This window comes from Microbispora hainanensis (genome assembly GCF_036186745.1).
Taxonomy (GTDB): domain Bacteria; phylum Actinomycetota; class Actinomycetes; order Streptosporangiales; family Streptosporangiaceae; genus Microbispora.
On the sequence record NZ_CP108086.1, the window covers coordinates 7315857 to 7328801 of the forward strand.

13 protein-coding genes are annotated in these 12945 nt (G+C 71.8%); 5 read left to right on the forward strand and 8 right to left on the reverse strand.

Annotation, left to right across the window (positions count from 1 at the left end):
- Nucleotides 1-3: 3 nt before the first annotated feature.
- Nucleotides 4-1605 carry a peptide ABC transporter substrate-binding protein gene (locus OHB01_RS33445; protein WP_142647311.1) on the reverse strand — a complete coding sequence of 534 codons (1602 nt, stop codon included), beginning with the start codon at nucleotides 1603-1605 and terminating at the stop codon, nucleotides 4-6.
- A 121-nt stretch (nucleotides 1606-1726) separates the two neighbouring features.
- Between OHB01_RS33445 and OHB01_RS33450 the strand changes: the two genes are divergently transcribed.
- From OHB01_RS33450 to OHB01_RS33460, 3 genes are read left to right on the forward strand one after another with little or no spacing between them, the layout of a single operon-like run.
- Nucleotides 1727-2698, forward strand: a complete 972-nt coding sequence (locus tag OHB01_RS33450; protein WP_142647312.1) for a helix-turn-helix transcriptional regulator — start codon at nucleotides 1727-1729, stop codon at nucleotides 2696-2698.
- A 57-nt stretch (nucleotides 2699-2755) separates the two neighbouring features.
- Nucleotides 2756-3571: a DUF4253 domain-containing protein gene (locus OHB01_RS33455; protein ID WP_142647313.1), complete on the forward strand. Its 816-nt coding sequence runs from the start codon at nucleotides 2756-2758 to the stop codon at nucleotides 3569-3571.
- A gap of 44 nt (nucleotides 3572-3615) precedes the next feature.
- Complete coding sequence (locus tag OHB01_RS33460; RefSeq protein ID WP_240971350.1) at nucleotides 3616-4446, forward strand: SAM-dependent methyltransferase; 831 nt, start codon at nucleotides 3616-3618, stop codon at nucleotides 4444-4446.
- A gap of 16 nt (nucleotides 4447-4462) precedes the next feature.
- Here OHB01_RS33460 and OHB01_RS33465 read toward each other — a convergent pair whose 3' ends face one another.
- Nucleotides 4463-5461, reverse strand: coding sequence for a lactonase family protein (locus tag OHB01_RS33465; protein ID WP_142647314.1), 999 nt, complete (start codon nucleotides 5459-5461; stop codon nucleotides 4463-4465).
- 15 nt (nucleotides 5462-5476) lie between these two features.
- Nucleotides 5477-6331 (reverse strand): universal stress protein, encoded by an 855-nt coding sequence (locus tag OHB01_RS33470; protein ID WP_240971358.1) that lies wholly within the window; start codon nucleotides 6329-6331, stop codon nucleotides 5477-5479.
- 473 nt (nucleotides 6332-6804) lie between these two features.
- On the opposite strand from OHB01_RS33470, the gene OHB01_RS33475 reads away from it, so the two are divergent.
- The gene (locus OHB01_RS33475; RefSeq protein WP_185948962.1) at nucleotides 6805-7275 is read left to right on the forward strand and encodes a hypothetical protein; all 471 of its coding nucleotides are present in this window, start codon (nucleotides 6805-6807) and stop codon (nucleotides 7273-7275) included.
- A gap of 166 nt (nucleotides 7276-7441) precedes the next feature.
- On the opposite strand, the gene OHB01_RS33480 is transcribed toward OHB01_RS33475, so the two are convergent.
- The 3 genes from OHB01_RS33480 to OHB01_RS33490 all read right to left on the reverse strand — a co-directional run bounded on the left by OHB01_RS33480 (nucleotide 7442) and on the right by OHB01_RS33490 (nucleotide 10436).
- A complete protein-coding gene (locus OHB01_RS33480; protein ID WP_142647316.1) occupies nucleotides 7442-8233 on the reverse strand; it encodes a hypothetical protein in 792 nt (263 codons plus the stop codon).
- A 522-nt stretch (nucleotides 8234-8755) separates the two neighbouring features.
- Entirely contained in the window at nucleotides 8756-9745 is a 990-nt protein-coding gene (locus OHB01_RS33485) for an Acg family FMN-binding oxidoreductase (RefSeq protein WP_142647318.1), read from the reverse strand.
- 31 nt (nucleotides 9746-9776) lie between these two features.
- Nucleotides 9777-10436 carry a CBS domain-containing protein gene (locus tag OHB01_RS33490; RefSeq protein ID WP_142647319.1) on the reverse strand — a complete coding sequence of 220 codons (660 nt, stop codon included), beginning with the start codon at nucleotides 10434-10436 and terminating at the stop codon, nucleotides 9777-9779.
- 292 nt (nucleotides 10437-10728) lie between these two features.
- Between OHB01_RS33490 and OHB01_RS33495 the strand changes: the two genes are divergently transcribed.
- On the forward strand, nucleotides 10729-11430 hold the full coding sequence (locus OHB01_RS33495) for a CBS domain-containing protein (RefSeq protein ID WP_142647320.1): 702 nt from the start codon (nucleotides 10729-10731) through the stop codon (nucleotides 11428-11430).
- A 206-nt stretch (nucleotides 11431-11636) separates the two neighbouring features.
- Here OHB01_RS33495 and OHB01_RS33500 read toward each other — a convergent pair whose 3' ends face one another.
- On the reverse strand, nucleotides 11637-11858 hold the full coding sequence (locus OHB01_RS33500; RefSeq protein ID WP_221889903.1) for a hypothetical protein: 222 nt from the start codon (nucleotides 11856-11858) through the stop codon (nucleotides 11637-11639).
- Nucleotides 11855-12127 (reverse strand): hypothetical protein, encoded by a 273-nt coding sequence (locus tag OHB01_RS33505; protein ID WP_221889904.1) that lies wholly within the window; start codon nucleotides 12125-12127, stop codon nucleotides 11855-11857. Before OHB01_RS33505 ends, OHB01_RS33500 begins: the two co-directional genes overlap by 4 nt.
- Between the last annotated feature and the right edge of the window lie 818 nt (nucleotides 12128-12945).

Below are 12945 nucleotides of genomic sequence, written 5' to 3' on the forward strand. Positions count from 1 at the left end.
GGGTCACCCCTGCTTGACGCTGATGGCGTCGAGGTTGGCGCTGTACGGCGTGACGTTCACTCCGCTGAGCCGGTTGGAGTAGCCGATCTGGTCCTGCCAGTTCCACAGCGGGATCATCGGCATCTCGGCCAGCGCGATGTCCTCGGCCTTCTGGTAGAGCGGGAGGCTCTCGTCGAAGGTCGGGGCGGTGTTGGCCTGGTGGATGAGGTCGAGGAACTCCTTGTTCTCCCAGCCCATCCGGTTGCCCTCGCCCCACATGGACTCCAGGTAGTTCTGCGGGCTCGGGTAGTCCATGACCCAGTTGTTGCGGTAGGGCCCGTCCTGCTTGTGGGCGCGGAGCGTCGACAGGTAGTCGGACGCCGGGATCTTGCGGAACTTGATGTCGGCGATGCCGAGGTTCTGCTTGAGCTGGTTGGCGATGGCCGTCATCCACTGCTCGTAGCTCGGGTCGGCGTTGGAGAACCACAGGTTCAGCGTGCCGCTGAAGCCGCCGGCCTGGTCGAACAGCGCCTTGGCCTTGGCCGGGTCGTACGTGCACGCCTCGCCGCAGGCGTTCTCGCGGTAGCCGGGCACCAGCGGGGCCAGCAGCGACGCCATCGGCTTGAACGTGCCGTTGTAGACCGCGTCGACGATGGCCTGCCGGTCGATCGCCATGGAGAAGGCCTTGCGCAGGTCGGGGTTGGCGAACCGCTTGTCGTAGACGGGGAAGCCGAGGTAGTCCATCGTGCCGCCGGCGGTCGCCACGAACCGGTCGCCGAGCAGGTTCTTGGCCTCCGGCGCGCTCGCCGGGGGGATCGTGAGCTGCAGGTCCACCCGGCCGGCCCGCAGGTCGGTGTAGGCGGTGTCGCGGCTGGCGTAGATCTTGAAGGTCACCTCGTCGGCCTTGGCCGCGCGCTCGCCGGTGTAGGTCGGCGAGCGCTTGACCTTGATCTGCTTGTCGTGTTCCCAGGCGCCGTCGAGGACGAACGGCCCGTTGCCGATCGGCGCCTGGTCGTACGCCTTGAGGTCGTCGAACGCGGCCTTCGGCATCGGCGCGAACGCGATCCACGCCAGCGTGATCGGGAACTGGCTGAACGGCGCGGTGAGCGTGACCTCAAGGGTGGTGTCGTCGACGACCTTGAGACCGCTCAGCTTGTCGGTGGAGGGCTCCCCGCTCTCGGGGTTGAGCTCGTCGTAGCCCTCGATCTTGTCGAAGTAGTAGTTGTTGGTCCACCCGTTGGGCCCGTACGCGGTCGCATTCCACGAGTCGGCGAAGCTCTGCGCGGTCACCGGCTCGCCGTTGCTGAACTTCCGCCCCGGCTTGATCTTGATCGTCCAGACCTTCTGGTCGGTGCTGGTGACCGACTCCGCCGCCCGCATCTGCGGCTTGCCCGTCGCGGGATCGATGGCGACCGGTGTGTCGAACAACGCGTCGAGCACGGTGAGCGAGTAGCTGCTCGACGTATTGCCGGGGGTGAGATGGTCGGGTTCGGTCAGCGCGACCGAGAACGCGTTCGCCGCCTTGTCACCGCCGCCGCCGTCGGACGACGACCCTCCCCCGCACCCACCGCTCAGCATGATGGCCGCCACAGCGAGGGCGGCCGCCCGGCTTCTCGTGACCCTCACTGGTCCTCCACCTCATCCGTCGTGTTGCGGGTGAGGGTAGGAAACGGGGCCGCCGACTGCATCGGAGACTTTACGTATTCCTTGCGCAACCTTTACCGGGCAGGCTGAGCATGGAGGATCCATGGATGCAATCAGCCTCAGCGCGCGGAGCCTGCACGCCGTCGCCGAACTGGGTTTCCAGGTGGCCCGGCAGGGGGCGCACGGGGCGATGACCGCGCTGGGCGAGGTCATCCCCGTGGAAGCCTACGAGTTCGTGGCGTTCGACCCGGCGACCGGCCGGCACCGTTCGCTGGTGGCGTCGGGGTACGCGCGGGTGGACGACGACGCCGCGGAGGAGTACGCCCGGCTCGACGCCTACCGCCGCGCCATGTCGCAGCGCACGCCCGTCGTCATGGGCTCCCCCGGCACCGAGCGCTACTTCCGCCGCCACCTGGAGCCGTACGGCTGGCGCGCGGGGATCACGACGCCGCTGTTCCTGACCGGCGGGCGCTACACCGGCATGCTGCACGTCAGCTCCCGCGCGGACCTGCCGCCCGAGGCGCCCGCGGTGATCAGCGCGGTCTCCCCCGCCCTGGCCCACCTCACCGACGTGACCCGCTGCGTCATCGACCCGCTCGGCCTGCCGCCCGGCTTCCACGCCGTGGCGTACGAACGGGGCGGGCGGCGCAGGGACGTGGCCGGATGGCCCCCGTCGGAGGTGCTCGCGGCCGAGCCGGCGATGGCGGAGCTGGCCAGGGCGTTCATCGACTCCCGCGAGCTGTCGCGCCGGGGCCTGTGGCTCGACGGCACCGGCCAGTGGCGCGAGCTGCGCCTGCACCGGGCGGGTGTGGGCTTCCACGGCTCCATCCAGGGCGCGGTCATCGCCGAGCGCCCGTGTGCCCTGCCCTACGACCTGACCTCGCGGGAGATAGAGGTGCTCACCCGGGTCGCGCAGGGCGACTCCAACCCGCAGATCGCCGCCGCGCTCGTGCTGAGCGTGCGCACCGTGACCACCCATCTGGAGCACATCTTCGCCAAGCTGGGCTGCGACAGCCGTACGCGCCTGACCACGAAGGTGCTGGCCGAGGGATTGTGCCGGCTCGACATCCCGTGACCCCGTAATGATCGCCCTCGCGGGACGCGCCGAGGCCGGGTCCGACATTATTGGCGCATGTCGGTTCACGAGCGTCGGCGGCTCCCCACGGGTCTGGAGCTGCTGTTCGGCGACGGCGGCGACGGCCGGGTGCTGTCCGTCGAGCTGCCGTCCGGGTCCCTCGTGTGGCCTGACCCCGACTACGACAAGCTGCGCACCCATCATCGCCCCTCCTTCTGGCTGAGCGACGAGCCGGTGCCGGCCGGGCTGTGGGCCCGGTTGCGTGCCGAGCACCCCCGGTCGGGCCTGTGGCCGGTGCTGCTGGAGGACGGCGTGCAGCCCTGGTCGGCCGGGCAGATCGCGCCGGACTCGCCCGCCCAGATCGACTACTACAGCGCGGCCGGGTTCATGGCCGAGACGTGGCAGGACCTGCTGCTGGGCCACGAGGCCTACCTCGCGCCGTTCGGGGCCGAGTGCCCGGGGATCGCGCCGCCCGCCGCGCTCGTGGCCGACCCCGACGTGGTCGCCGACTGGTACGCCGACGTGGTGGCCGAGCGGATGACGCCGCTGGGGCTCGCGGCGGTGAACCGCGGCGCCGACGCCATGGTCGCCATGGGCTGGCAGGGGGCGCTGCACCACAACGAATGGACCGTGCCGCTGGCGGCCGTCGTACGCAGCTGGGAGGAGCGGTTCGGGGCGCGGGTGGTCGGCATGGGATTCAACACGCTGGAGCTCAGCATCGCCGCGCCGCCCGCCACGCCCGCGCACGCGCTGCACGTGGCGGCCGAGCACTGGACGTTCTGTCCCGACAGCATCCTGCAGGGCCCGGGCACGCTCGCCGACTACGCCGAGCAGATCGTAGGCCAGAACGCCTGGTCGTTCTGGTGGGATTAGGGCGATAATTACCCGCGGACTGTTGGTGATCGAGGGGAGGCGGTTTGAGCGGCACGGAGCCGGGCGGGGGTGAACGGCCCGCGAAGGCGGCGGGTCTGAGCACCGGCACCGCGAACATCGCCAGGATGAGCGACTATCTGCTCGGCGGCAAGGACAACTTCGCGGCCGACCGCGAGTTCGCCGAGCGGCTGATGGCCATCGCTCCCGAGGTCAAGACGATGGCCGTGGACACCCGCGAGTTCCTCGAACGGGTCGTGCATTTCCTCATCGGGCAGGGGGTGCGGCAGTTCCTCAACATCGCGTCCGGGCTGCCGACCCGGCGCAACACCCACGAGGTCGCCCAGGAGCTCGCCCCCGACGCCCGCGTGGTGTACGTGGACGACGACCCGGTGGTGCTCAACCACGCGCGGGCCATGCTCGCCCGTGATCCCGGCACCGGGGTGGTCGACGGCTCGATCCTGCGCCCGGCGGAGATGCTGGCCGACCCCGAGATGGTCCGGCTCATCGACTTCGAGCAGCCGGTGGCCGTGCTGATCCCGGCCCGGCTGCAGTATCTTCCCGACGCCCTCGAGCCGTACAAGTGCGTGGCCCGGGTGCGCGACCACCTCGCGCCGGGCAGCTACCTCGCCATCGGTCACGCGGTCTTCGACAGCCGTCCCGAGCTGGCCGGGCCGATCGTGGACCTGTTCCAGCACATCGTGCCGCAGGCCCACGACGCACCGCGCGACCGCGAGAAGGTGCTGCGCTTCTTCGACGGCACCGAGCTCGTCGAGCCCGGCCTCGTCTACATCCGCCAGTGGCGGCCGGACACCCCGCAGAGCACCGGCCAGGCCCAGCGCGTGTGGATCGTCGGCGGCGTCGGCCGGGTGCCCTGACGGCCTACCCGGGTCTCTACCGGATGAGCACGCACGAGGGGGTGCCCACCGCCAGCGCCTCGCCGACCGGCTCGGGCAGCCCGTCCTTGAGCACCAGCAGGGCGATGGAATCGGACCGCTGGTTGGCGACGTAGAGGCGGTCGCCGTCGATCGCGAAGTGGCGCGGCCAGCTTCCGCCCGACGGCACTTCGGACACCATCGTGAGGCGGGGTCCGTCGACCTCGAAGACGCTGATGGTGTCCGGCCCACGGTTGCCGACGTAGAGGTAACGGCCGTCGGCGGACAGTGCGATGTGGGAGGGCAGGTTCTCCTCGCCCTCCAGTACGGCGTCGCTCGCCCGCACCGCTCCTGCCTCCCGCCACTCGGCGTCATAGACGCGCACGCTGCCGTCGAGCTCACCGGTGACGTACCAGTAGCCCTCGTGGTGCAGGAAGTGCCGGGGGCCGCTGCCGGAGGCCAGCCGTACGGGGCCGTCCGGGTGCGGGCGCATGCCGGGCAGGAAGCGGCGCATCTCGTCGGTGCCGAGGTCGCTCACGTACAGCACGCCGTCGGGCCCGAAGACCGCCTCGTGCGCGTGCGGGCACTCCTGCCGGTCGGGGTTCGGGCCGTGGCCCTCGTGCCGGAACGTCAGCGGCTCGGGCTCGGGCATCCCGTCCTCGCCCAGCCGGTAGGCCGTGACGGTCCCGTCACCGTAGTTGGCGATCACCAGCCACCGGCCCTCGGGGTCGATCGCCAGGTGGCACGGCAGCGAGCCGCCGCTGGTGTGCTCGGCCAGCAGCCGGGGGGCGGGATCCTCGTCGGCGAGGACCGCGAGCCCGCCGTCCTCGGCACGTTCGAGCACGGCGTACAGCAGCGGCAGCCGCGGGTGCGCGATGACGAACGACGGCCCGGAGACGGCCGTCTCGGCCACCGCCTCCAGCCGCCCGTCCGGGTGCTGCCGGGCCACCGTCAGGCCGGGGCCCGACCCCTCCGTGTCGGGGGTGTATCCACCGATCACCAGACCGGGTCGGGACATTCGCCCTCCAAAGGATCAAAACGTTGGGGTATCGCATGTTATCGGCCAGGCGGGGCCCGGGTGGACGACCGCCACCGGGCAGGGGGCGCGCCGCAGCAGTCCCTGCCCGACCGAACCGAGCAATCCCGCTCCCGTTCTGTGTGCCCCCACGACCAGCAGCCACGCCTCCCGGGCGCACGCCAGCAGGGCGGGCAGCGCCGGCCCCTGGACGACCCTGGTCTCGATCGCGAGCCGGGCCCGGCAGCGCAGCCGCCACGGCTCGGTCATCCGCGCCAGCGCCCGCTCGCCCTCCGCCGCGTGCCCTCTGGTGGCGTGCACCACGGTCAGCGGCAGCGACCTGCCGCGGGCGACCTCCACGGCGAAACGCAGCACGGACTCCGCCTCGGCACCGGCCTCCGCCGCCGCGTCGATGCCCGCCACGACACCTCCGGCGGGCGGCGCGGACGCCTGCGCGCCCACCACGACGACCGGGCAGACGGCGTGCGCCGCCGCGTACGCGCTGACCGAGCCACGCAGCAGCCCGGCCAGCCTGGCCAGCCCGCCCGCGCTCCGGCGGCCCAGCACCAGCATGGCGGCGTTGCCGCTGAGGCCGACCAGCGTGTCCCTGGGGTCTCCCCGCACGAGCACGGGACGAACCTCGCGGCCCGGCAGCAGGCGTTCGGCCAGCCGCACCCCCTCGAACAGCCGCAGCCCCGCCAGCCGGCGCTCCTCGGCGGCGACGGCCTCGGCGCGCTCCGGGTCGGCGCCGTCCCACACATGGCACACGGCGACGCCCGTACGGTGGCGGGCCCGGCACTCCGCCGCCGCCCACACGACCGCGGCCCGGCTCTGCCGGGTGCCGTCGTAGGCGACGACGATCTCCTGCTTCATCTCACTCACGCGGCCCGCGCCGCGCGCAGGACGCGCTCCATGAACCCAGCAGAGCACCCGGGCACCGGCCGCGGCTCCGGGCGAAAGCCACCGGCCCCCGGGACCTTCGGCCCGCAGGACCCACAGGACTCGCAGCCCCCGCCCGGCCTGACCTGGCCCGATGCGCTCCGGTTCGGCCACCTGCCCCCGGCGGCGAACCGGTCCCCCGGTGGGGCCGACGGCATCGTGCGGTCGGTGCGCGCCGCCGATGAGGTCGAGGCGAAACCTTCCCGCGCCGCCGACGAGGGGCCGTCCGAAGGCCGGTCCGCGCGCCGGGGACAAAACGCGCCGGGACAGGGCGCACGAGCGCAGGACGCGCCGGGACAGGGTAATGATCCGTGCCGGACTTCCCCAGGACGCCGGCCGAGCCCAGCGATCCGGGCATATGCCCCATGTCGCTTTTATCCACCGATGCATGGGCGGGTGGTTGCCAGGTGTCTCGGCACTGCGCGGACGTCTTCAGAATCGACCTCGTCGCGGCGGTGCGGCGGCTCGCGGTGGCCGCGCTCGTCGTCTCGATGGCCGGCCTCGCCCTCGCGGAATCGGCGGAGGCGGCCTCCGCTCCACTGCGCCGCAAGCCCCACGGGCCCGCGGCCACGAAGGCGGCAGCCCGTGCACAGGCCCGCGCCAAGGCTGCGGCACAGGCCAAGGCCCAGGCGAAGGCACAGGCCAAGCCCAAGCCCGGCCCGTACGGTTACCAGGCGGTCCGAGGCGGGCGTACCAGCGCCAAGCAGTACAAGTCGGGCCAGGGCAGAAACATTCAGAACCTCAACGGCGTTTTCACGCCCTCACTGCTGAGCGGCCCGCAGTCGACCTCCGTCACGTCCGCCGGAAAGATCACCAGCCAGGGCGGCTTCTGCGCCCCCGGCAGCCGATCGTGCGACATCTCGCAGAGCATGAGGTGATCAGCGAAGCGGCACGCATCATCGGAGGCGGGTGAACGGGCGAGGGACCGAAGACGACCGCCCGCGGCAGCACGTGCGCCCGATCCCGGGTGACCAGCACAGCCGACCAGGCCGCCACTGCCAAGGACCACTGCCACCAGACGAGGCTGCGGCTCGGCCGGCGCACTCAGATCTGGTGACGGCGCCATCTCCGGTCGGCCACCGCCCAGGCGGCCTCCCATTCGCGGTAGCGCCTGCGGTCCAGCCGGCGGCGCGCGAGCGCGAAGCAGGCCCAGGCCAGAACGGCGACGCTCGCGACGACGCCGGCGGCGGCCAGGACCGCCCTCGTCACCGTCTCGGCCCGATGCGGCGGCGGCGCGGCCGGCCTGCCCTCGGCGTCCACCCACAGCCGCGCGTTCGCCGGGCCGTCCCGCAGGATGAGCGCCACCGGGACCACGCCCTCCCGGACCTCCCCGGACGGCAGCGTCCAGCGCACCGAACTCGCCACGGGCACACCGCGCCCGCCCGCCGGTACGGCGAGGCTCTCCCCGGCGGAAGCGGCCTCGAGCGAATCGGCCCGGGCAGACGCCGCCCCGGCGGAGGCCACCTGGACGGAAGCGGTGCCGATGGAAGCAGCCCCGGCGGAAGCCGCCTGGACGGGACCGGCCTCAGCAAACTCAGCTCGGGCGGAACCGGCCCCGGTGGAGGCAGCCCCGGCGGAAGCCGCCTGGATGGGAGCGGCTCCGACAAGGGTGGCCTCGACCAGGTGGCGTGCCCCCGGCCCGACCCGCTCGGCCGCGACGCCGGCGTCGTACACGGTGTGAGCGGCCAGCGCCGCGGGCCACACCGAGAACAGGACGGCGGCCAGCGCCGCCGCCGCGAGCGCCGCCTCGATCCGGTCGGAACGGCGGCGCAGCGGGTTGTGATCAGGCCGGTAGCGACGTAACCGCGACACAACCCAGCGGGCGATCGGCCTCATGGCGCACCTCCTGTCGGGCCTCAGGAGATCCCACTTCCCCGGGCGGGCCCGTCCACGCCCGCCCGGGAAAGCCCTCCCGGAAGCCTCCGGGGAAGCTCCCCGGGGGTGGCCCCGGGGAGCCAGGGGAGCCAGGGGAGCCCCAGCTCAACTTCGACCGGGCGGCGGCGGACACGACCTTGCCCTTCTCCGCGGGCGTCAGCAGGCCGGCCGCGACCCACTCCTCGGCGCTCCTCCCAGCCGCCCGGCGGCTGTGCGCCGAGGGTACAAAGCGCCGGACCCAGATGCGGGACCCAGATGCGGGACCCAGATGCGAGGCTCAGGCGCGGGGCCCAAGCACGGGACCCAGATGCGGGCCCAGACGCGGGACCCAGGCGCGGGACCCAAGCACGTCCGTGCCGGTGGCGTCCATCGCCGCCGCGTGGGCCTTCGGCCCCGGCTGGGCATGCCCGACGACCAGGCGCTGGCGTTCACCTGGGGCTGGTCCACGGCGGTCGCGGCGGCCTGGGGGTCAGGGGCGCGCGGTCACTCCATCACGTCGGAGGCGGCGCGGCGGACGCTCTCGCTCTCGTCGATGACGAACCCCAGCCGCATGATCATCTGCGGTGCCTCTTCCGAGCACAGGTGCCTGCGGATGAACTCCCGCAACTCCGGCATCTCCAGCGCCTGGGTGTGGAACGCGACGCTCACGCCGTACGCGGAGGCGTGCAGCAGCATCCGCTGCAGCGCCTCGCCCGCGCGCAGCCAGTCCTCCCGGCGGTCGCCCGCGGTGGTGAGCAGCGCCACGAGACCCGTCGAGGTGCACACCCGCTCGTCCGGTGCCATCCCCCACTCGTGGCCCCGGGCGTAGTCCCGCTGCGCGAAGTGCTGGGGCTGCGTACGCCGGGGATCGGTCGGATAACCGCCCGCGGGCACGCCGTCGCGGCGCGAGCTGCCGGGCGGCCGGGCCCAGCGCATGAGTTCGAGGACGAACAACCGGTCCTGCGACTGCACGTCCTGGGCCGCGCCGGTGAGCGCGGCGAGCACCCGCGCGGACGCATCCGATCTGATCGGCATCAGGTGGCCGTCCTCGGCCGCCGCCTCGGTCACGAGCGCGTCGACCAGCGGATCGGGCACCGGCAGGGCGGTGAACCCCGACCGGTGGGTGCGGCGGCGCTCGATCTCCGCGTGCAGCAGGCGGGTGTGCTCGCCCGGCTCCCGCCCCGGCCTCACCCGTACGGTGGCCAGCAGCAGCGGGCGCTCCGGGTCGGGGAAACGCCGCACCTGGGGTTCATAGCCGAGGGCCTGCAGCGTGATCCGCACGTTCAGCAGCGCGGCGCCGCAACTGATCGTCATCTGCCGGCCGGTGGGGTCGGAGACCCGCAGCTTCCTGTCGGGGTCGGCGCGCAGGCAGATCTCGTCCCCGGAGACGCCGAACGACCAGGGCTGGGTGTTGTGGATCGAAGGCGCCCACAGCGCCGCCTCCACCGCCGTCCTCGCGGCCTGCGCGATCCCTTCAGCGGTCCGAGTGTTCACGGTTCCCTCCCCTGGCGGTTCCGGGGTTCGGTCAGAGCAACGGCGGGGCGATCAGCAGGTCGTCCACGAGGAAGGCGAGGTCGGCGTCCACCTCGACGACGCCCTCGACACGGCGTACGGCGTGCAGCAGCGGCTTGATGTCCGACCTGCGGGGCACCTGCCCGCTCATCGTGACCACGCCGCCGGAGACGGTGATCCGGAGGTCGTCGGGGGCGAGGTTCATCAGGGCGGCGATCTCCTCGATGTCGGCCAGGATGTCCTCCGCCGGGCGCACGAACACCCGCAGCAGGTCGCCCTGGTGGACCGTCCCCACGATGCGGCCGGTCATGGCGTCGATCACTGGCAACTGCTTGATCCGGTTGCGGTGCATCAGCCGGGCCGCGTCCCGCACGGACGTGCCGCCGGTGACAGTGATCGCGGGACGCGTCATGATCTGGCCGGCCGTCGTGCCCGCCGCCTTCCGGCGCTCCTCGCGCCTGCGGGGACCGTCGAGCACGCTCTCGACCGGATCGATCTCCTTCAGCAGGATGTCATCCTCCGACACCACCCCGACCGGGCGCCGGTCGGCGTCGATCACGGTGACCGCGCCCACCTTGAACCGCTGCATGGTGGCGACCAGGTCCGCGAACGACGCGTCCATCGGCACCGCGATCGCGACCTTGCCCATGACATCCTTCACCTTCGCCGTCATGACGACGCCTCCCATCTCTCAGTGCCCAGCGTGCCTCCGCCGTGTCTTGCCAGGTCAGCGGTGAAGGTCCTCACCCCCTGGGACTTTCGGCCACCCGTCGCGCCGCCCACCGCGCCACACCCTCCGCCACACGGTCCGCCATACCGTCCGCCGCGTCACCGTCCGTCGCGCCGCCCGGGGCAGGGCATGGCGAAGGGCCCTGTGGCCAGGGCCCTCCGTCCCTTCGTTTCCGGCCCGTACGGCGATGCGATGGGTATGAGACCGGCAGCGGGCCCGTAGAGGGGAGCCGATCATGCACATGAAGGTGCGGGACGTCATGACGAGCGAGGTCGCCTCCGTCAACGGCAGCACGCCGTTCAGGGACGTGGCCGAGGTCCTCATCGCGCACGAGGTCAGCGCCGTGCCCGTCGTCGACGGCGAGGGCCACGTGGTCGGTGTGGTCTCCGAGGCCGATCTGCTGCGCAAGGAGGAGTTCCGCGAGCAGTACTACCGCGAGGGCTACCGCCCGCCGCTACGCGCCCGCCTGCGCGAGGCCATGGGGCACCGGGCCGCCAGGGTCCAGGAGCGGGCCCGTGGGGCGACCGCCGCCGAGCTCATGTCCGCCCCCGCGATCACCACCCGGCCGTACACCAGCGTGGTCAGCGCCGCACGCGAGATGACCCGGCACGGGGTCAAGCGCCTGCCCGTCGTGGACGACGAGGGCGTGCTCGTGGGCATCGTCAGCCGCCACGACCTGCTCAAGGTCCTCGCCCGCGCGGACGCGGACATCGCCCGCGAGGTGCGCGAGGACGTCATCGGCAACTGCCTGTGGGCCGACCTGTCGGGCGTCGAGCTGTCGGTGTCGGAAGGCGTCGTGACGCTCACCGGCAGTCTGGAGCGCCGCTCGCAGGCGCGGGTGCTCACGCGGATGGTCGAACGGACCAACGGCGTGATCGGGGTCGTCGACCGCCTGGAATGGAAGGAGGACGACGTCGGCCCCTGGGAAGAGCCCTGACCGGGCGCTGTCCCGCCTCGCTCGCCGGAGCGACGGAAACACCGAACACCCCTGCCCGGCCATCAGGAAGGGCAAGGGTGTTCCGGCGCGTTCTGGCGCTTTTATCGCCTCAACAGGCCGTGAGCGGCGACGGCCGCGTCCCGCCTCTGGCAAGCCCGATTATCGATGGCACGCCGGCCGAAGACGTGATCGCTCCGCTCGATTGGTCAGGATGCATTGGCGCAGATCGCGAACGGGCGGAAAACCGCCGTGAACTGGCTGTTGTTGAAGAACACCAGACTCCACCCCGTATTTGTGGCGTTCGGCGCGGATGTAACGTTGGAGACGACGCTGTCTTCGACCGAAATACCCCCGGACAACAGCTGATATCCCCCGGAAATCACCACCGTCCCGGCGGGGCACAAAGCTCCTCCGCTCGCGACGTTCACCCCTCCGGGCACGGTGATTTCGGGTCCGGTGACGACCTGATAGCCCGAAACTCCCGCAGGCCCAGCGGGCCCAGCCGGACCAGCGGGACCTGCCGGACCGGTCGCCCCAGCAGGACCGGTAGCCCCAGCAGGACCGGTAGCCCCAGCGGGACCAGCAGGACCGGCGGGACCTGCCGGTCCAGCGGGACCTGCGGGACCCTGGGCGCCCGTCGGCCCCTGCGGACCAGCCGGGCCAGCCGGACCAGCCGGGCCCGCGGGCCCTCGCTCACCGGGCGGACCGGCCGCCCCCTTGGGACCCACCTGCCCCTTGGGACCCACCTGCCCCTTGGGACCTGCCAGCCCCTGCGGACCCGCGGGCCCCCGCGCGCCGGGCGCACCGGCAGGCCCTGCCGGACCCACCGGCCCTTGCGGCCCCGCCACCTGGCTCTGGCGAGGCTCCCCGTCCGAACTCAGGACAGCGTGCTGCGTGCTCAAGGTCTGCGCCGTCGCGTCAGAGTTCTGCCAGTTGTACGGCAGTGCCGACGACGTCGTCTGCGTCTTCTGAACCGGCGTCAGCACCTCGGTGAGATCCCGCAGCATGTTCTGCTTCTGGTTCACATCCTGACGCCCGTGTTGCCGCTGCTTGTTCTTGCTCTTGTTCTTGTTCTTCTCGTTCGGGTCCGAGCGATGAGAGGAGCGAACGGCGAGGAGAAGGTGTCCATAGCGAACTTGAGAGACGGCCTCACGTGCAGCACTGGCAGATTCGATGGCGACGACGTCAGTCACGGAGACGGCACCGGCGGTCAGCACGGTGCCGATTGCGAAAACCCTGAACAGGCTGCCGAACGTGGGCAACTTGATCTCCTCTTATGGGATTCCACACATAGATGTGCGATGTCGGAATTTCCGGGAGAAGCCCGTAGGCCACAGGTCTCCCGGCACGGATCATCCTGCATCCATTCATTTAGCTGCGCTCGCGCCGACACACAGGCGTCGAACGCCGCCACCCGTTTGTTTGTCGCGTTATTAATTGCGGCCTTCGAGGTGGTCCGCGACCGTGAAAAGCCGCGACCGGGATCGCATCCGTCCGGCTCGGGGCGGCACATTC